We start from the raw sequence: 17,913 nt of genomic DNA, 5'->3' as shown, positions 1-17,913 counted from the left end.
CGGCGGGGTCGGCGGGGGAGGGGGCGGCCCGGCCGGGTCGCCCGACGTCGGGTGGTCCGTCGGGCGTTCGGTGTCGGCCGGGTGCGCGGGCGCCGGGTCCGGGTGAGGGCGGCGAGGCGTCGGGTTCATCTCGGTGTCGCCCATCACAGGTCGCCGTCCGCGGACTCGTCCGAGGGCCACGGGTCGCGCAGCCACAGCTCGTCGGCCGGGGTCGGGGTGAGCAGTTCGGCCAGGGCCGCGTCCAGGCCGAGCCGCTCGGCCTCGGTCCCGGGCGGCACCACGCGCAAGGTGCGCTCCAGCCAGGCCGACACCGAGCCGGCCGGGGCCTCCAGCAGCGCGTCCCCGTCCGGGGAGCTGAGCGCCATGCACAGGACCGACTGGTTGTCGATCTTCGTGGGCCAGATCCGGACGTCTCCGTGCCCGCACGGGCGGAACACCCCCTCGACGAGCAGTTCGCGGGCGAAGGTCCAGTTCACCGGGGTGCTGGAGCCGGTGTGGAAGGTGACGTGCACGGCGTACGGGTCGTCGGTGAGGTAGAGCAGTTTCGCGGGGACGGGGACGCTGCGCTCGGGGGACAGGACCAGCTTCAGTTCCAGCTCGCGCTCGATGACGGGGTGGTGCATGACGGCCTCACTTCGGTGCGTTCGGTTCCGTGCGCGGGGTCGGATCGCGCCCCGCACCCGAAGAGAGCGCCGTCCCGCCCGGAAATGACGCGACTTCGGGCAACGGATCGAGGTTGGCCGAAATCTTTCGGTTGACCGAAAGCAGACCGATGGGGTGAAGGGCGACCGCAGCGGGGTGAGGTTCGCCCGAAGGCTTGGAATCTCCCGTTACCGGACCTGTCGGGAGGGGGTTCTTGGCTATGGTCCTCCCCTTGGGTCCTCCCCTGCACAAGCCTCAAGCCACGATCGGAGTTGGGGACATTGACGGCCTCCCCTGGTGACGGCGAGCACGCGGCCCGCGAGGGCTACTACCCCGATCCGTCCATCCCCGGGTACGTCCGGTACTGGAACGGCGCCGCGTGGGTTCCGGGTACGAGCCGCCCCGCCGCGCCCGCGGACGAGACGGGGCCGGTGTTCCTGGACCAGACCTCCGTGACCGAGCCGCTGCCCGACCCGGGCTCCGCGTACGGGCCGGAGCGGGTGCGCGAGCGGGCCCGCGAGCACCGGGCCGAGCCGGCGGCCGGGGCGGCGGGCTGGCAGGTCGACCCCGTCCACCAGATGGGCTTCGGCGGGCCCCGCGACGCGCGGGTGTCCTGGGGCGGTCCGGCGGAAGCCGAGGCGCGCCCCGGCGGGATCTCCCTGGCCCGCCCCGCGACGGCCGCCGCGGGTGCCCACGCCGCCGCCCCGCCCGCCCACGCGGCCGCGCGGCGCCTCCCGGCGCAGGCCGCCCCCGCCCCCGCCCCGGCCGCCCCGGCCGCGCCCTTCCCGCCCGCGCCGGCTCCGGTCACGCCCTTCCCGCCCGCGCCGGCTCCGGCCGCGCCCGCTCCGGCCGTCGCGGCCCCCGCCGCCGTCGCCCCCACCCCCGTCACCCCGGCCCCGGTCGAGAGCATCGGCATCCTGTCCGCCCGGCCGCCCGCCTGGCCCGACGCCCCCGGGGGCGGCGGCGGCCGCACCGGCCTCACCGCCGCCTGGCCGGAGGCCACCCCCGCCGCCACGGCGACCCCCTCCCCGGCCCCGCCGGCCGCACCGGCCCCGGTCCGGACCCCCGCGCCGGCCCCGCGTCCGGCCCCCGACCCCGCACCGGCCCCGTCACCGGTCCGCGGCCCCGCGCCCGAGCCCGCCGCCCCGGCGGCCTCGGCCGCCCCCGCCCGTCCCCGCCCCGCCGCCGGCGCTCCCGCGCCCGAGCCCGCCGAGGCCGCCCCCGATCCCGCCCCCGAGCGACGGCCCGAGGCCACCCGGGCCGTCTTCGAACGGATGGCGGAGCGGGCCGTGCGCCCCGCCGGGCTCGGCCGCCGCCTCCTGGCCCGGACGGTGGACTGCGCGGTCCTCGCCGGGGTGGCCGTCGCCACCGCGCTGCCGCTCGTACCCCGCGTGACGGAGCACGTCCGGGCCAAGGTGGAGGCCGCCCGGGGGAGCGGACGGACCACCACCGTGTGGCTGCTCGACGCCACCACCGCCGGCCACCTCGGCCTGCTGCTCGGCGTCCTGCTGCTCTTCGCGGTCTGCTACGAGGTCCTGCCCACCGCCCGCTGGGGCCGCACCCCGGGCAAGAAGCTGTTCGGGGTGCGGGTCCTGTCCGCCGCCACCCTGCGCCCGCCCGGCTTCGGCCGGTCCCTGCTGCGCTGGGCGACGTACGCCCTCCTCGGCCTGCCCGGGAGCCTCGCCTGCCTGCTGGACCGGCCGCGCCGGCGGGCCTGGCACGACCGCGCCGCCGGTACCTACGTGTCCCGCTGAACCGGCCGGACGGGCCGGTCCCCCGAACGGACCGCGTCCCGTTGCGCGGTGCGCGGGCCCGGGTTCGACTCGGGCCATGAGCACCGACCAGCCGCCGCCGGGCCGGCAGCCCGAGGACGACCCGTTCCTCAAGAAGCCCCAGGAACCGACGCCTCCGTCGGGCGGTTCGCCGTACGGTTCGCCGCCCCCGCCCCCCGGCGGCGGTTACCCCCCTCCGCCGCCCCCGCCCCCGGGCGGTGGCTATCCCCCTCCGCCGCCCCCGTACGGCGGCGGAGGGGGTGGCTACGGGATGCCGGACCCGCTCGCCGGGATGCCGCCGCTGGCCGACTTCGGCCGCCGGCTGGCCGCCCGCGTCATCGACGTGCTGATCGTCGGCGTGCCCCTGTACCTGATCCAACTGCCGTTCAACAGCAGTCGATACGTGATCGACACCGACAAGGGCGAGGACGTCACCGAGGTCATCACCAAGTCGTACGGCGGTACCGGTCTGCTGTGGACGCTGATCTCGATCGTCGCGTACGTGGGCTACGACTGGTGGTTCACCAAGAAGAGCGGCCAGACCGTCGGCAAGCGGGCCATGGGGCTGCGCGTGGCGATGCTCAACGACGGCAGCGTGCCCCCCTCCAACCCGGCGCTCGGGCGGGCCGCCGTCCTGTGGGTGCCGACGCTGGTGTGCTGCTTCTGCCTGTGGCCGCTCGCGTTGATCGTGTCGATGCTCGTCGACAAGCCGTACCGGCAGGCCCTGCACGACAAGGTGGCCAAGACCGTGGTGGTCAAGGTCACCTGAGTCCCCGTACGCCGCGACGCGCGGGCGGCCGTCCCCCCGGGGGTCGGCCGCCCGCCGCGTTGTCGCGGTGGGGCGCCGGCGCGGTGGTCGCGGCGCCGCGGGATCAGTGGTGGACGGGGTGTTCGGTGCCCGCCGTGCGCGGCTGCGGCACCCGGGCCGCGTCGGGGGCGCCCGTCGCGGGATCCGTCGCGGGGGCCGTGGTCGGGGCCCGGTCCGGGCGGGCCGCGCCGCGGGCGTGGCGGCCGCGGCGGCGCGGCAGGGGCACCGTGAGCGCCACCAGCAGGCCGAGGGCGAGCGCGGCGGCCGAGATGACCGCGACCCCGATCCCCGTGCTGGTCTGCGAGAGCAGCAGCATGGCGATGGTGGACACGATGACGGTGGCGGAGCCGTAGGCGAGCTGTGCGGCAGTCGGACGCGGCATGACGTTTTCCGTCCTCGGAGGCGGCGAGGGGGAGCCGGCTCGACGGGCGCGCGTCGAGTGACCCTCAGGGATTCGATGCCCGGCGGGGACCGGAGGTAAGCGTGACCTCACCCACGGTGCCGGTGCACGGGGGGCGCACGGGGGTCGCGCGCGCCCGCCGGCGGACGACGGCCGTCCCGGATCGTGGACCGTTCGCCCCGGATGGGACCGTAAGACGAGGGAACGTCCGAATAGCGGAACTCCCTGACCGCATAGTGCAGTTGTAAGGAAGAAGTCAAGGTCTGTCTTTTCTTTAGACTCTCCGGTCAAATGTCGTCACTTGAGACGCGCGCCGCGCGGAACCCCCCGCTCCTATGGAGACGTTCCGACCTACGTTGCGGCCGCGGGAGGGGAACGACATCAAGTGACCAGCAACTCCGCCAGAAGGCGTGCCCTGCGCACCGCGGCCGTCGGCGTGACGATGGCCGCGACGGCTGCTTCCGGAGCCTTCATCACCACGGCCCAGGCCGACAGCAGTTGGGGTGGCGCCCCGGCCGTCGACCGGCAGGACCCGACCGCTCCCTCGAAGGAGAAGGTCAAGCACGACCTCGAAGGTCCGTTCAGCAAGCAGCAGGCGCAGCAGCGCGAGGCCGCCCTCGACCAGGTGCTCTCGGGCAAGAAGAACGTCGAGCAGCGCGGCGCCTCGAAGGTCGTCAAGCTCGACGACAAGAAGTACGTCGAGCTCGGCCGCGAGAAGACGGACAAGATCTTCACGATCCTCGTCGAGTTCGGCGACCAGGTCGACAACACGACCATGTTCGACCCGGACGGCCCCGGCCCCAAGCCGGAGGTCCCGAAGTACGGGGGAACCCCCGGTCCGCTGCACAACCAGATCGCGCAGCCGGACCGCGCGCAGAACAACAGCACCGCCTGGCGCAAGGACTTCAGCCGCCAGTACTTCCAGGACCTGTACTTCGGTACCGGCAACGGCAAGGAATCGCTGAAGACCTACTACGAGAAGACCTCCTCGGGTCGCTACTCGGTCGAGGGCGAGGTCTCCGACTGGGTCAAGGTCCCGTACAACGAGGGTCGTTACGGCTCGAACTACTGCGGCCAGACCAACTGCTCCAACGTGTGGGACACCGTCCGCGACGGCGTCACCGCGTGGACGGAGGCCCAGAAGAAGGCCGGCAAGACCGACGAGCAGATCAAGGCCACGCTGGCGCAGTACGACCAGTGGGACCGCAACGACTTCGACAACGACGGCAACTTCAACGAGCCCGACGGCTACATCGACCACTTCCAGATCGTCCACGCGGGCGAGGACGAGTCGGCCGGCGGCGGCGTGCAGGGCACCTCGGCCCTGTGGGCGCACCGTTGGTACGCCTACGGCACCGACGCGGGCAAGACCGGCCCGGCGAACAACAAGGCCGGCGGCACCCAGATCGGCAACACCGGCATCTGGGTCGGCGACTACACGATGCAGCCGGAGAACGGCGGCCTCGGCGTCTTCGCGCACGAGTACGGCCACGACCTCGGTCTGCCGGACCTCTACGACACCTCCGGTGGCGGCGACAACTCGGTCGGCTTCTGGTCCCTGATGTCGGCGGGCTCCTGGCTCGGCGAGGGCAAGGACTCCATAGGCGACCTCCCGGGCGACATGACCGCCTGGGACAAGCTCCAGCTGGGCTGGCTGAACTACGACAAGGCCAAGGCCGCGACGAAGTCCACCCACAAGCTGGGCGTCGCCGAGTACAACACCAAGGACAAGCAGGCGCTGGTCGTCGAGCTGCCCAAGAAGAAGGTCACCACCGACATCGTCGCCCCCGCCGAGGGTTCCTCGCAGTGGTGGAGCAACATGGGTGACGACCTCAAGAACACCCTGACCCGCACGGTCGACCTGACCGGCAAGAAGTCCGCCGCCCTGTCGCTCAAGGGCTGGTGGGACATCGAGGCCGACTACGACTACCTCTACACCGAGGTGTCCACCGACGGCGGCGCCACCTGGACCCCGCTCGCCGGCACCGCCGACGGCCAGGCCATCCCGGCCGACGCCTCCGGCAGCCCGTCGCTGACCGGTGTCTCCGGCGCCTGGAAGTCGCTGAACTTCCCGCTCGACGCCTACGCGGGCAAGAAGGTCGACCTCCGCTTCCGCTACCAGACCGACGGCGGCGCGGGCGGCAAGGGCTTCACCGGTGACGCCCTCTCCATCACCGCGGACGGCGCCACCGTCTTCACCGACGGCGCCGAGAACGGCGACAACGGCTGGACCGGCAAGGGCTTCTCCCGGATCGGCGCCGGCTTCACCAACGAGTACCCGCAGTACTACATCGCGGAGAACCGTCGCTACGTCTCCTACGACCGCACCCTCAAGGTCGGCCCGTACAACTTCGGTTGGGCCAACAGCAAGCCGGGCTGGGTCGAGCACTACCCCTACCAGGACGGTCTGCTGATCTGGCTGTGGGACCGGTCCCAGAAGGACAACAACACCAGCCAGCACCCGGGTTCGGGTCTGATCCTGCCGATCGACGCGAACGCCAAGCCGATGAAGTGGTCGGACGGCACCCTGCTGCGCAACAAGATCCAGCCGTACGACGCCACCTTCAGCGCGTACTCGACGGACGCCTTCACCCTGCACAAGAACGGTGAGTCGCTCTTCCTGAAGCCGAAGCCGGCGCAGCTGGTCTTCGACGACCACAAGGGCAAGTACTGGTACGAGGAGAACCCGACCGGCTCGGTGAAGGTCACTGACACCAACACCAAGATCAAGATCGCCAAGGAGACCTACGATGGTCTCGAAATGACGATCGAGGTCGGTCCTTCGGTCAAGTAGTACTCAAAACCGCAGGTCAAAGCGTGATCGGCCGTCGCCCTCTAGCGGGCGGCGGCCGATCGCGTTTAGATGCGGGTGCGAGTTTTCTTATTGACGGGGGAGCTGAAGATCATGCCAGGTGGCGGTTTCGTCAGATTGCCGGGCGGCAGCGTGGTGGTCGCGCTCACGCTGCCGAGGCCGTCCGGTGAGGGCGGAAATGTCCGCGTGCTCGTGCACGCCGCGAACCGGGCCCGCGCCCTGACCAGGCTGCGGAACCTCGGGATGCGGGCCGTGTACCTGCGGGGCAACGCCCAGCCGCCCACGCCGGACGAGGTGACCGCCGTCCTGCACCACCCCGACGGCCTCCTGTGGCGGGCCGCCCCCGACCGCGCGAGCGAGCTCTGGCACCCCATCCGGGCCCTCCTGGGGACGTAGGGGCGCCCGGCGACCCCGAAGGGCACCCGGCGGCGCCTGGCGGCGTGCGACGGCGCGCGGGGCGCCCGTGGCGCCGCTGTGGGCGCCGCTACGGGCGCAGGGAGCCGACCAGGGTCACGCCCGCCGCCCGGAGGTCCGCGAGGGCCTTCTCGGTGGTGTGCGGGGCCACCGCGGCCGTCAGGTCCAGCAGGACGCGGGTGGCGAAACCGGCGCGGGCGGCGTCGAGGGCCGTGGCCTTGACGCAGTGGTCGGTGGCGATGCCGACCACGTCGACCTCGCTCACGTGGCGCTCGCGCAACCACGCCGTGAGCCCCTCGCCGTTCTCGTCCGCGCCCTCGAACCCGCTGTACGCGGCCTCGTACGCGCCCTTGTCGAAGACGGCGGCCACGGCGCCCGAGGCCACGGCGGGGGCGAAGTTCGGGTGGAAGCCCACGCCCTCGGTGCCGGCGACGCAGTGCACCGGCCAGGAGGTCTCGTAGTCCGGCTCGGCCGGCGGGCGCGCGAAGTGCGCACCGGGGTCGATGTGGTGGTCGCGGGTGGCGACGACGTGCCGGTACCCGGCGGTGGCCTGGCCGATCAGCTCGGTGATCGCGGCGGCGACGTCGGCCCCTCCGGTGACCGCGAGGCTGCCGCCCTCGCAGAAGTCGTTCTGTACGTCGACGACGATCAGTGCGCGGTGCATGTCGGGTGTCCTTGCGTTGTCGAGGGTGTCCGGGCGGTCGAGGGCGTCGTGGGCGTCGGGGTCCGCGTCCGCCGCTGCGCGGGCTCTTGCCCCGCCCCGCCCCACCCCGAAACCGCCGGCCGGCCCCGGCCGCTCCCCGCCGGGCGCGGGGAGCGGCCGGACGACCGGATCGTGTCTAGACGTACTCGGTCGGGATCACCGGCTCGCCGCGCGACAGCTGCGTCGCGGAGAGCGGCAGCCCGGCGCGGGCCTCGCGGTGGCGGTCGCGGGCCGCCTCCAGGGGCTCGCGGGCCACCACCTCGCCCGCCTTGACCAGCTGCGTGAGCAGCTGCGCGTCCGCCAGCGCGGCCGGCACCGGGCCCGTGCCCACGACCTCCGCCTCGGCGACGCCCTCCGCGTCCGCCCGTCGCGCGGCCCACTTGCGCCCGCCGATGGACGTCTTGCCGCCCGAGGACTTCTTCGCGACGGGCACCAGCGGGGCCTTCGGATCGGCCGAGGTCGCCCGCGCGACCAGCTTGTAGACCATCGAGCACGTCGGGTGCCCGCTGCCCGTGACCAGCTGGGTGCCCACCCCGTAGGCGTCCACCGGCGCCGCCGCCAGGGAGGCGATGGCGTACTCGTCCAGGTCGGAGGTGACCACGATCCGGGTGTCCGTCGCGCCCAGCTCGTCGAGCTGCTGGCGCACCCGGTGCGCCACGAGCAGCAGGTCCCCGGAGTCGATGCGGACCGCGCCCAGCCCCGTCCCGGCGACGTCCACGGCCGTGCGGACCGCCTCGGCGACGTCGTAGGTGTCCACCAGCAGCGTGGTCCCGGCGCCCAGGGAGGCGACCTGCGCCGTGAAGGCGTCCCGTTCGCTGTCGTGGACCAGGGTGAAGGCGTGCGCGCTCGTGCCGACCGTCGGGATCCCGTAGCGGAAGCCGGCCGCCAGGTCCGAGGTGGAGGTGAAGCCGCCGACGTACGCCGCCCGCGAGGCGGCCACCGCCGCCAGTTCGTGGGTGCGCCGCGCGCCCATCTCGATCAGCGGCCGGCTCCCGGCGGCCGAGGCCATCCGGGAGGCGGCGGCCGCGATCGCGCTGTCGTGGTTGAGGATCGACAGGATCACGGTCTCCAGCAGCACGCACTCCGCGAAGCTGCCCTCGACGCGCAGGATCGGGGAGCCGGGGAAGTAGACCTCGCCCTCCGGGTAGCCCCAGATGTCACCCGAGAAGCGGTACGAGGACAGCCAGTCCAGCGTCCGCATGTCGACGACGGCCCGTTCCCGCAGGAACTCCAGGACGGCGGCGTCGAAGCGGAAGTTCTCGACGGCGTCCAGCACGCGGCCGGTGCCCGCGACGACGCCGTAGCGCCGGCCCTCGGGCAGTCGCCGGGTGAAGACCTCGAAGACCGAGCGTCGGTCGGCGGTGCCGTTGGCCAGCGCGGCCTGCAACATCGTGAGCTCGTAATGGTCCGTGAAGAGCGCTGTCGACGGCACGTCCACCGGCAGGCCCAGGTCCGCAGGGTTCATGTCACGGATGCTAGCGCACATTTCGTCAAAGTGACGAGATGTAGGGGCCCGTTTGTGCGACGACCCCTCCGCAGTGGCAGCATGGGACGAGTGAGTGTTGCTCCCATTGAGATCGAACGCACCGAATCGGCCGAAGAGACCTACGCGGTCCCCGAACCCGACGTCCCCTGGGTGACCCTGGTGCACAACGACCCGGTCAACCTCATGAGCTACGTGACCTACGTGTTCCAGGCGTACTTCGGCTACCCGAAGGACAAGGCCACCCGCCTCATGCTCGACGTCCACCACAAGGGCAGGGCCGTCGTCTCCAGCGGCACCCGCGAGGAGATGGAGCGGGACGTGCAGGCGATGCACGGCTACGGCCTGTGGGCGACCCTCTCGCAGGACCGCAACTGATGGGCGGCGTGTTGTTCGAACCCCTGAAGGGCGGCGGCGCGGCCGTCGCCCTCGACGAGATCGAGATCTCCATCCTGCGCTCCCTCGCCGTCCAGCTCCTGGAGCTGATCGGCCCGGGGGAGCCCGAGCCGGCCGAGGACGCCGACCCGTTGGCGGTCCTCTTCGCCTCGGACGGCCCCACCGAGCCGCCGTCCGACCCGGCGCTGGCGCGCCTGTTCCCCGACGCCTACGGCGGCCCCGGCGCGGGCCCGAAGGACGACCCCGAGGAGCTGCGGGCCCGCTCGGCGGAGTTCCGCCGCTTCACCGAGAACGACCTGCGCACCCGCAAGCGTGAGGACGCGCTGGCCGTCGTGCGCAGTCTCGACGCGCTCACCCCGGGCGGTGACGGGGCGGCGGTGCTGGAGCTGGCCGGAGAGCTGCCGATGCGCTGGCTCGGCGCCCTCAACGACCTGCGGCTGACCATCGCGGCACGCCTGGAGATCACCGAGGACGACGAGAGCTCGGTGCTCTTCCGGCTCCCGGACGACGATCCGCGCAAGCCGATGGTGATGGCGTACCTGTGGCTCGGCGGACTCCAGGAGACGCTCATCGAGACCCTCTAGCGGCCGGTTCGGCCCCCGCGGCGTCCCGCGCGCCGCTCGAACCCCATCTCGAACCCCTTCTCGAACGTTCGCTCAGCGGACGCTCAAATCCGCATAACGATCAGATCACCGCCATGCGGTGATCTGATCGTTTTTCTGGCCTTATCGCCCGATTTTTTGGTGGCTTGCGCCGCATTGGCGGCCTTCGTTCACCCGTAAGCACGTGATAAATCTTCACGATCGCCGACGGGACGCCACCCCTGTTCCCCGGCCCGCTTGAACCGGCTGACCGCCGGCGTGCAACTCCATCCGTATCCGGGGGGATCGAGGACCCGATCCGCAGCCAATGCGAAGGCGCGGGTCGGCGTGGAGAAAGGCGCACCAAGACATGACCTCTGTGCAGGTCGAGCAGCACGACAGGACGCCCGGAGAGGGCGGCACGGGCGAGGGTGACGGCGAGGGGTACCACCGCGCACTGGGGGCCCGCCAGATCCAGATGATCGCGATCGGCGGAGCCATCGGCACCGGTCTCTTCCTGGGCGCCGGCAAGGCGATCTCGAAGGCCGGACCGAGCCTGATCCTGGCCTACGCCATCGCGGGCCTGGTCATCTTCTTCATCATGCGGGCCCTGGGCGAACTGCTCATGTACCGGCCCGTCTCCGGTTCCTTCTCGGACTACGCCCGCGAGTTCCTGGGCCCGTTCTGGGGTTACGCGACCGGCTGGACGTACTGGCTGTTCTGGGTGGTCACCGGCATCACCGAGGTCACCGCCGCGGCGAAGTACATGTCGTACTGGACGAACGACGGCTTCCCGCAATGGGCCTACGCGCTCATCTTCACCGTCATCCTCTACGCCGCGAACCTGATCTCCGTGAAGCTCTTCGGCGAGCTGGAGTTCTGGTTCTCCATGGTCAAGGTCACCGCCATCGTCGGCATGATCCTGATCTGCGCCGGCATCCTCACGATCGGCTTCTCCGACGCCGCCGCGACGGCCTCCGTCTCCAACCTCTGGAACGACCGGGGCTTCTTCCCCAACGGCATCGGCGAGACGCTGATGACCCTCCAGATCGTCATGTTCGCCTTCCTCGCGGTCGAGCTGGTCGGCGTCACCGCCGGCGAGTCGAAGGACCCGGCGAAGACCCTGCCCAAGGCCATCAACACCGTGCCGTGGCGCATCGCCGTCTTCTACGTCGGCGCGCTCATCATGATCATGTCGGTCATCCCGTGGTCCAACTTCAAGGCGGGCGAGAGCCCCTTCGTGCTGGCCTTCGAGAAGATGGGCCTCGGCGTCGGCGCCGCGATCGTCAACTTCGTCGTCCTGACCGCCGCGCTGTCCTCCTGCAACTCGGGCATGTACTCCACCGGCCGCATGCTGCGCGACCTCGCGCTCAACGGCCAGGGCCCGAAGTTCTTCACCCGGCTCACGAAGAACGGCACCCCGCTCGTCGGCACCACCTTCTCCGCCGCGCTGATGCTGGTGGGCGTCTGGATCAACTACGTCGCCCCGGGCAAGGCCTTCGACTACGTCGTCTCCTTCGCCACCATCTCCGGCATGTGGGCCTGGATCATGATCCTGGTCTGCCAGATCCGCTACCGCTCCAAGGCCGACCGCGGCGAGCTGCCCCAGTCGCCCTTCCGGGCCCCCGGCGCCCCCTGGACCAGCTGGTTCGCCCTGTTCTTCATCGGCATGGTCATCGTGATGATGGGCGTCGACAAGGACTCGCGCGTCTCGCTGTACTGCGCCCCGCTGTGGGGTCTGATCCTCGGCGTGTCCTACCTCGTCCTGAAGTCCCGCAACCCGTCCGGCGCCGCCTTCAACAAGGTCGTCCGGAGCCCCGCGGTCGTCGGCGCCGGCGAGGGTGACGGCGGCGACGCGGCCCCGAAGGCCCCGAAGTCCTCGTAGGACCCGAAGTCCTCGTCGGGCCCCTCGGTCCCACGCGGGCAAGCGCCCCCGAACCGTGAGTCCCGGCCGCCTGTCACGGCCGGGAACCACGCTCTCACGGACCCCGTGTCCACCATGCGGGCCCTCTCGTACCACTCCTCGGTACGAGAGGGCCCGTCTGCTTATCCTGTCGCTCATGCTGACCCTCACCCAGGCCATCCACGACCTCATCGTCGAACACGCCCGCAAGGACCACCCCGACGAGGCGTGCGGCGTCGTGGCCGGTCCGGTGGGCACCGGCCGGCCCGAGCGGTTCATCCCGATGCTCAACGCGGCCCGCTCGCCCACGTTCTACGAGTTCGACTCGAAGGACCTCCTCAAGCTCTACCGCGAGATGGACGACCGGGACGAGGAGCCCGTGATCGTCTACCACTCGCACACCGCCACCGAGGCCTACCCCTCGCGCACGGACGTCACGTACGCGAACGAGCCCGGCGCGCACTACGTGCTCGTCTCGACGGCCGACGCGGACGGGCTCGGGGAGTTCCAGTTCCGCTCGTACCGGATCGTCGATGGCGTGATCACCGAGGAAGAAGTGCAGGTCGTCGAGTCCTACTGACCAGTATGTGAGCGGTAGGCGTCCAGGATGCGGGATCACACTCCAAACGGGGGACGGGGAATCGTTAACATGACCGCATGGTTTCCCACGACGTGAGCATCGAGACGCCCGGCAGGCTGCTGCTCGTGGCGCGGCTGCACGTCGACCTGTGCCGCCTCGCCAGCGCCATCTGTCCTGCCGCCTGAGCACCAGGCCCCTTCCGCGCGGGGCTGCACCAACGCGCGCCCGCACCCTTCCTCACCCCTTCACGACACAGGAGCCTGCCATGGCCATCGAGGTCCGCATCCCGACCATCCTCCGCACCTACACCGACGGCGAGAAGGCCGTCAACGGCGAGGGCGCGACCCTCTCCGAGCTGTTCGCGGACCTGGAGACGCGGCACAAGGGCATCGAGGAGCGCATCGTCGACGGCGGTCAGCTCCGCCGCTTCGTGAACGTCTACCTCAACGACGAGGACGTCCGCTTCCTCGACGGCATCTCCACCGCCCTCAAGGACGGCGACAACGTCACCATCCTCCCGGCCGTGGCCGGCGGCTCGAAGTAATGCGCTACGACTCCCCGCTCGCGGCGGTCGGCAACACGCCGCTCGTCCGGCTGCCCCGCCTTTCGCCCTCCGCCGACGTGCGGATCTGGGCGAAGCTGGAGGACCGCAACCCGACCGGCTCGATCAAGGACCGCCCCGCGCTCCACATGGTCGAGCAGGCCGAGAAGGACGGCCGCCTGTTCCCCGGCTGCACCATCCTGGAACCCACCTCCGGCAACACGGGCATCTCGCTCGCGATGGCCGCGAAGCTCAAGGGCTACCGGATCGTGTGCGTCATGCCGGAGAACACCTCGCAGGAGCGGCGCGACCTCCTGGCGATGTGGGGAGCCGAGATCATCTCGTCACCGGCCGCGGGCGGTTCGAACACCGCGGTCAGGGTCGCCAAGGAACTCGCGGAGCAGCACCCGGACTGGGTGATGCTCTACCAGTACGGCAACCCGGACAACGCGGGCGCCCACTACGCCACGACCGGCCCGGAGATCCTCGCCGACCTCCCGTCGATCACCCACTTCGTGGCGGGCCTGGGCACGACCGGCACCCTGATGGGCGTCGGCCGCTACCTGCGCGAACACGTCCCCGGCGTGAAGATCGTCGCCGCCGAGCCGCGCTACGACGACCTCGTCTACGGCCTGCGCAACCTCGACGAGGGCTTCGTCCCCGAGCTGTACGACGCCTCCGTGCTCACCACCCGCTACTCGGTGGGCTCGGCGGACGCGGTGACCCGCACCCGGGACCTGCTGCGCGAGGAGGGCATCTTCGCCGGGGTCTCCACCGGCGCGGCCCTGCACGCGGCGATCGGCGTCGGCCGCAAGGCCGTGGCCGCGGGGGAGAGCGCGGACATCGCCTTCGTGGTGGCCGACGGCGGCTGGAAGTACCTGTCGACCGGCGTCTACACGGCGGCCACGACCGAAGAGGCCATCGAGGTCCTCCAGGGCCAGCTCTGGGCCTGAGGCCCTGAGGCCCTGAGGTCGTGTGGCCACGGGCCCTCGGTCCACGGGCCCCGACACGCTCCGAGCGCGCGAACGCCGCCGGGCCCGCACCACGCGGGCCCGGCGGCGTTCGCGCGTTCACCCGTTCGGCCCCGCCGGGTCGCCCGCACGGCCGTCCGCGCGCACGCTCGGATCGACCGGTTCCCCGCAGCAGGAAGGTGGCGACATGACCACCACCCCGGGCCGTACACCCCCCGCGGCACCCGTCCAGGGGGCGGGCTCACCCAGCGCGTGGGCCACCGGCGGTGCCACGTTCGCCGGTGTCCTCATGGCCGTCAACGGCGTGTTCAGCGTCTTCGAGGGCATCGCCGCCCTGGCCAAGGACGACGTCTACGTGCCGATCGGCGACTACACCTTCAAGTTCAACCTCACCTCGTGGGGTTGGATCCACCTGATCCTCGGCGTCATCGTCTTCATCGCCGGCGTCGGCATCCTCAAGGGCGCCGAGTGGGGCCGGGTCGCCGGCATCGCCCTGGCCGCCCTCTCGGTGGTGATCCACTTCCTGTGGCTGCCCTACCAGCCGCTGTGGGCGCTCATCGCGATCGCCATCGGCGTCTTCGTCATCTGGGCCCTGTGCGTGGACAAACCGGCCCCCAGAATCTGACCTCCGCGCACCCGCGCACCCGCGCACCCCGGCCCCCGCCGGCCGCGCGCCGTCGACCGCGCCGCGCCCGCCGCATCCCCCGCGGCGGGCGCGGCGCGGTCGTCTCAGGCCCGCCCCGCCAGCAGCTCCGCCAGGACCGACGCGTGACTGCGCCCCGGATCCGCGACCGCCGTCAGCAGGGTCACCGGCCCCTCCGCCGCCAGCGCCCGCAGCCGCGCCAGCTCCGTCCCGACCTCCTCCCCGCCGGCCGTCAGCTCCGCCTCGTACCGGGCCCGGAACTCCTCCCACGACCCGGCCCCGGAGTGGTACCAGGTGCGCAGTTCCCGGGACGGGGTCACCGCCTTCGGCCACACGTCGACGCCCGCCGCCTCCTTCGACAGCCCGCGCGGCCACAGCCGGTCCACGAGCACCCGGACGCCGTCGGCCCCCGGCTCGCGGGCATCGTAGACGCGCCTCGTACGGATCATCGGCCCGCGCCTCCCAGTCCCTTGACCTCGTCCCACACCGTCGGGTCCAGCGTGCCCACCCGGGTGGCGAACTCCCACAACGACACCTCCCGCGGCCGGTCCGCCTCCAGGAAGCCCCCGCGCCCGTGGGCCCCGCGGGTCACCGTGCCCGGGGGCAGCGGGATCACCCCGGGCCGCCGGTCGTCGTACTTCCCGGTGATCGGGGCGATCCGCGCCCGCCCGGGGCGGGTGCGCACCGCCAGCACCAGGCAGGGCCGCCCGTCCGCCAGGCACCACAGCTCACCGGCCCGTACGCGCGGCGGCGGCCCCGGTCCGTGGGGCCGCGCGAGCGCCGGGCGGACGCGGTCCGCCCGACGGGGGAGCAGCACCACCACGGCCACGGCGACCGCCGCCAGCACGGCGGGCCACCAGGACGTGTCCATGTACCGACCGTAGTCGCGCCGGCCGCCGCCGGCACGGCAACGCCCGGGCGAGACGTCGCTCCCCCGGGTGACAGCACAGGTGATTCCCCCCACAACGGCCCGCCGCGGAGGAGCGACCGGAGGTTTCGCGCCTTACGCTCGACCCACGCACGGCCCGCATTCCGTCCACGGACCGTCCACGGAGGTTCACGCTCCATGAAGCTCACCGTCGTCGGCTGTTCGGGGTCGTTCCCGTCCGCGGATTCGGCATGTTCGAGCTATCTCGTCGAGGCCGACGGCTTCCGGCTGCTCCTCGACATGGGCAACGGCTCCCTCGGCGCCCTCCAGCGCCACTGCGGTCTCTACGACCTCGACGCGATCTTCCTGAGCCATCTGCACGCCGATCACTGCATCGACATGTGCGCCTACTTCGTCGCCCGCTACTACCGGCACGAGGGCGGTCGCTGCCCCACCATCCCCGTCTACGGACCCGAGGGCACCGAGCAGCGGCTGACGACGGCGTACGAGGACGTTCCCGACGAGCGCTCGATGAGCGAGGTCTTCGACTTCCGCACGCTGAAGCCCGGCAGCTTCGAGATCGGCCCGTTCACGGTCCGCACGGAGCGGGTCAGCCACCCCGTGGAGTCGTACGGCATCCGCGTCGAGCACGGCGGTCGCTCGCTGGCGTACTCCGGTGACACCGGTGTCTGCGCGGAGCTGGGGGCGCTGGCCGAGGGGGTTGACCTCTTCCTGTGCGAGGCGTCCTTCATCCACGGCAAGGAGGACATCCCGGGCCTGCACCTCAACGGTCGCGAGGCCGGGGAGTACGCGCGCGGCGGCGGCGTCGGGCGGCTGGTGCTGACGCACATCCCGCCGTGGACGGACGCCGAGCGGAACCTGGCCGACGCCCGCGCGGTCTACGACGGCCCGGTCGACCTGGCGTACGCGGGCGCGGTCTACGAGGTCTGAGCCCGAGCCCGAGCCCGGCACCTTCCGCCGGCCACCTTCCGCCCGGCCCTTCCGCCCGGCCCCGATCCGCCGCCCCGGTCGTGCGGCGCGCACCCGCGGTACACGGCGAAGCCCCCGTCCTCCCTTCCGGGAGAGCGGGGGCTTCGGCGTGCGGGAGCGGGGCCGGACTACTTGGCCTCGGCCTTCTGCAGCTCGGCCAGTTCCTCGTCGGACTCGCGGCCGGGGGTGGGGAGGTTGAACTTCGTGATCGCGAAGCGGAAGACGAAGTAGTAGACGACGGCGAAGCACAGACCCACGGCGGCCAGGCCCCACGGGTTGTTGGCGATGCCGAGGTTGAGCAGGAAGTCGACCGCGCCGGCGGAGAAGCCGAAGCCGTCGCGCATGCCCAGGGCCCAGGTCAGGGCCAGGGACACACCGGTGAGCACCGCGTGGATCGCGTACAGCACCGGGGCGATGAACATGAAGGTGAACTCGATCGGCTCGGTCACACCGGTGACGAAGGCGGTGAGCGCGAGGGAGAACATCATGCCGCCGACGACCTTGCGGCGCTCGGGGCGGGCGCAGTGGACGATCGCGAGGCAGGCGGCCGGGAGGGCGAACATCATGATCGGGAAGAAGCCGGTCATGAACTGTCCGGCGGTGGGGTCACCGGCGAGGAAGCGGGCGATGTCACCGTGGACGGCGCCGTTGGCGGTGTCGAAGGAGCCGGCCTGGAACCACGGGAAGGAGTTCAGCAGGTGGTGCATGCCGATCGGGATCAGCGCGCGGTTGGCGACACCGAAGATGCCCGCGCCGACGGCGCCGGAGCCGGTCAGCCACTCACCGAAGTTGTGCAGACCCGCGCCGAGGACCGGCCAGATGAGGCCGAAGACGATGCCGGTGAGCAGACCCGCGAAGGCGGAGAGGATCGGGACGAGGCGGCGACCGCCGAAGAAGCCCGCCCAGTCCGGCAGCTTGGTCCGGTAGAACTTCTGGTAGAGGAGCGCGGTGATGATGCCCATCACGACGCCGCCGAGGACACCGGCGTTGACCGGGGCGTCCACGTTCACGATCTTGCCGCCGACGACCTTGGCGACCTTCGGCAGGTTCGAGTCGGTGAAGGTGGCGAGCACCTTCTGGAAGACCAGGTAACCGGTGACGGCGGCCAGGGCCGTCGAACCGTCCGACTTCTTGGCGAAGCCGATGGCGATGCCGACGGCGAAGAGGAGCGCCATGTTGTCGAGGATCGCGCCACCGCCGGCGGCCATGTAGCCGGCGATCTTGTTGACGAAGGTCGGGAAGGTGTCCTTCCCGAGCATGTCGTCGGCGCCCAGGCGGAGCAGCAGAGCGCCGGCCGGCAGCACGGCAACGGGGAGCATGAGGCTCCGGCCGATGCGCTGCATGACGGCCATCACGCCAGCGCCCTTCTTCGTTTCCGCAGCGGTGGCTGTGGACATCTGGTTCCT

The 17,913-nt window shown here is 71.7% G+C and carries 20 protein-coding genes; 13 read left to right on the top strand and 7 right to left on the bottom strand.

Annotation, left to right across the window (positions count from 1 at the left end; translation table 11 throughout):
• Nucleotides 1-143: 143 nt before the first annotated feature.
• Nucleotides 144-623 (bottom strand): SsgA family sporulation/cell division regulator, encoded by a 480-nt coding sequence (locus tag ACZ6ZI_RS04335; RefSeq protein ID WP_363054508.1) that lies wholly within the window; start codon nucleotides 621-623, stop codon nucleotides 144-146.
• 300 nt (nucleotides 624-923) lie between these two features.
• On the opposite strand from ACZ6ZI_RS04335, the gene ACZ6ZI_RS04330 reads away from it, so the two are divergent.
• Both ACZ6ZI_RS04330 and ACZ6ZI_RS04325 read left to right on the top strand, forming a co-directional pair.
• Nucleotides 924-2,396, top strand: a complete 1,473-nt coding sequence (locus ACZ6ZI_RS04330) for an RDD family protein (protein ID WP_469515563.1) — start codon at nucleotides 924-926, stop codon at nucleotides 2,394-2,396.
• Between the two features lie 76 nt (nucleotides 2,397-2,472).
• On the top strand, nucleotides 2,473-3,183 hold the full coding sequence (locus ACZ6ZI_RS04325; protein ID WP_469515561.1) for an RDD family protein: 711 nt from the start codon (nucleotides 2,473-2,475) through the stop codon (nucleotides 3,181-3,183).
• 103 nt (nucleotides 3,184-3,286) lie between these two features.
• Here ACZ6ZI_RS04325 and ACZ6ZI_RS04320 read toward each other — a convergent pair whose 3' ends face one another.
• Nucleotides 3,287-3,604, bottom strand: a complete 318-nt coding sequence (locus ACZ6ZI_RS04320) for a hypothetical protein (protein WP_469515558.1) — start codon at nucleotides 3,602-3,604, stop codon at nucleotides 3,287-3,289.
• A gap of 460 nt (nucleotides 3,605-4,064) precedes the next feature.
• Here ACZ6ZI_RS04320 and ACZ6ZI_RS04315 point away from each other — a divergent pair, with 460 nt between their 5' ends.
• Together ACZ6ZI_RS04315 and ACZ6ZI_RS04310 are read left to right on the top strand one after the other, a co-directional pair.
• A complete protein-coding gene (locus ACZ6ZI_RS04315) occupies nucleotides 4,065-6,416 on the top strand; it encodes an immune inhibitor A domain-containing protein (RefSeq protein WP_469515867.1) in 2,352 nt (783 codons plus the stop codon).
• Nucleotides 6,417-6,527: 111 nt separating this feature from the next.
• Nucleotides 6,528-6,830, top strand: coding sequence for a hypothetical protein (locus ACZ6ZI_RS04310; protein ID WP_469515555.1), 303 nt, complete (start codon nucleotides 6,528-6,530; stop codon nucleotides 6,828-6,830).
• A gap of 88 nt (nucleotides 6,831-6,918) precedes the next feature.
• Here the strand turns inward: ACZ6ZI_RS04310 and ACZ6ZI_RS04305 are convergent, their stop codons facing one another.
• Nucleotides 6,919-7,512: a nicotinamidase gene (locus tag ACZ6ZI_RS04305; RefSeq protein WP_469515553.1), complete on the bottom strand. Its 594-nt coding sequence runs from the start codon at nucleotides 7,510-7,512 to the stop codon at nucleotides 6,919-6,921.
• Between the two features lie 175 nt (nucleotides 7,513-7,687).
• Nucleotides 7,688-9,016, bottom strand: a complete 1,329-nt coding sequence (locus tag ACZ6ZI_RS04300) for a nicotinate phosphoribosyltransferase (RefSeq protein ID WP_363054504.1) — start codon at nucleotides 9,014-9,016, stop codon at nucleotides 7,688-7,690.
• An 81-nt stretch (nucleotides 9,017-9,097) separates the two neighbouring features.
• Between ACZ6ZI_RS04300 and clpS the strand changes: the two genes are divergently transcribed.
• The 8 genes from clpS to ACZ6ZI_RS04260 all read left to right on the top strand — a co-directional run bounded on the left by clpS (nucleotide 9,098) and on the right by ACZ6ZI_RS04260 (nucleotide 14,631).
• Nucleotides 9,098-9,412: an ATP-dependent Clp protease adapter ClpS gene (gene clpS / locus ACZ6ZI_RS04295; RefSeq protein WP_363054503.1), complete on the top strand. Its 315-nt coding sequence runs from the start codon at nucleotides 9,098-9,100 to the stop codon at nucleotides 9,410-9,412.
• A complete protein-coding gene (locus ACZ6ZI_RS04290; protein WP_469515548.1) occupies nucleotides 9,412-10,014 on the top strand; it encodes a DUF2017 domain-containing protein in 603 nt (200 codons plus the stop codon). The genes clpS and ACZ6ZI_RS04290 overlap by 1 nt, the downstream gene beginning before the upstream one ends.
• A gap of 367 nt (nucleotides 10,015-10,381) precedes the next feature.
• Nucleotides 10,382-11,896 (top strand): amino acid permease, encoded by a 1,515-nt coding sequence (locus ACZ6ZI_RS04285; protein ID WP_469515546.1) that lies wholly within the window; start codon nucleotides 10,382-10,384, stop codon nucleotides 11,894-11,896.
• Nucleotides 11,897-12,071: 175 nt separating this feature from the next.
• Nucleotides 12,072-12,494: a M67 family metallopeptidase gene (locus ACZ6ZI_RS04280; RefSeq protein ID WP_363054500.1), complete on the top strand. Its 423-nt coding sequence runs from the start codon at nucleotides 12,072-12,074 to the stop codon at nucleotides 12,492-12,494.
• 77 nt (nucleotides 12,495-12,571) lie between these two features.
• A complete protein-coding gene (locus ACZ6ZI_RS04275) occupies nucleotides 12,572-12,679 on the top strand; it encodes a putative leader peptide (RefSeq protein WP_311736929.1) in 108 nt (35 codons plus the stop codon).
• A gap of 80 nt (nucleotides 12,680-12,759) precedes the next feature.
• Nucleotides 12,760-13,038, top strand: coding sequence for a MoaD/ThiS family protein (locus tag ACZ6ZI_RS04270; protein WP_363054499.1), 279 nt, complete (start codon nucleotides 12,760-12,762; stop codon nucleotides 13,036-13,038).
• Nucleotides 13,038-13,988 carry a PLP-dependent cysteine synthase family protein gene (locus tag ACZ6ZI_RS04265; RefSeq protein WP_363054498.1) on the top strand — a complete coding sequence of 317 codons (951 nt, stop codon included), beginning with the start codon at nucleotides 13,038-13,040 and terminating at the stop codon, nucleotides 13,986-13,988. The genes ACZ6ZI_RS04270 and ACZ6ZI_RS04265 overlap by 1 nt, the downstream gene beginning before the upstream one ends.
• Nucleotides 13,989-14,193: 205 nt before the next feature.
• On the top strand, nucleotides 14,194-14,631 hold the full coding sequence (locus ACZ6ZI_RS04260) for a DUF7144 family membrane protein (RefSeq protein WP_363054497.1): 438 nt from the start codon (nucleotides 14,194-14,196) through the stop codon (nucleotides 14,629-14,631).
• Nucleotides 14,632-14,735: 104 nt separating this feature from the next.
• Here the strand turns inward: ACZ6ZI_RS04260 and ACZ6ZI_RS04255 are convergent, their stop codons facing one another.
• Together ACZ6ZI_RS04255 and ACZ6ZI_RS04250 are read right to left on the bottom strand one after the other, a co-directional pair.
• The gene (locus tag ACZ6ZI_RS04255) at nucleotides 14,736-15,098 is read right to left on the bottom strand and encodes a DUF488 domain-containing protein (RefSeq protein WP_469515541.1); all 363 of its coding nucleotides are present in this window, start codon (nucleotides 15,096-15,098) and stop codon (nucleotides 14,736-14,738) included.
• Entirely contained in the window at nucleotides 15,095-15,520 is a 426-nt protein-coding gene (locus ACZ6ZI_RS04250) for a hypothetical protein (RefSeq protein WP_469515539.1), read from the bottom strand. The genes ACZ6ZI_RS04255 and ACZ6ZI_RS04250 overlap by 4 nt, the downstream gene beginning before the upstream one ends.
• A gap of 195 nt (nucleotides 15,521-15,715) precedes the next feature.
• On the opposite strand from ACZ6ZI_RS04250, the gene ACZ6ZI_RS04245 reads away from it, so the two are divergent.
• Nucleotides 15,716-16,468 carry an MBL fold metallo-hydrolase gene (locus tag ACZ6ZI_RS04245; RefSeq protein WP_363054494.1) on the top strand — a complete coding sequence of 251 codons (753 nt, stop codon included), beginning with the start codon at nucleotides 15,716-15,718 and terminating at the stop codon, nucleotides 16,466-16,468.
• A 167-nt stretch (nucleotides 16,469-16,635) separates the two neighbouring features.
• Here ACZ6ZI_RS04245 and ACZ6ZI_RS04240 read toward each other — a convergent pair whose 3' ends face one another.
• Nucleotides 16,636-17,904 carry a PTS transporter subunit EIIC gene (locus ACZ6ZI_RS04240; protein ID WP_469515534.1) on the bottom strand — a complete coding sequence of 423 codons (1,269 nt, stop codon included), beginning with the start codon at nucleotides 17,902-17,904 and terminating at the stop codon, nucleotides 16,636-16,638.
• Nucleotides 17,905-17,913 lie beyond the last annotated feature (9 nt).

Source organism: Streptomyces sp. NPDC103540, from assembly GCF_055584445.1.
Note: the sequence above shows the minus strand (reverse complement) of the source record. Positions and strands in the feature narration are given on the sequence as shown.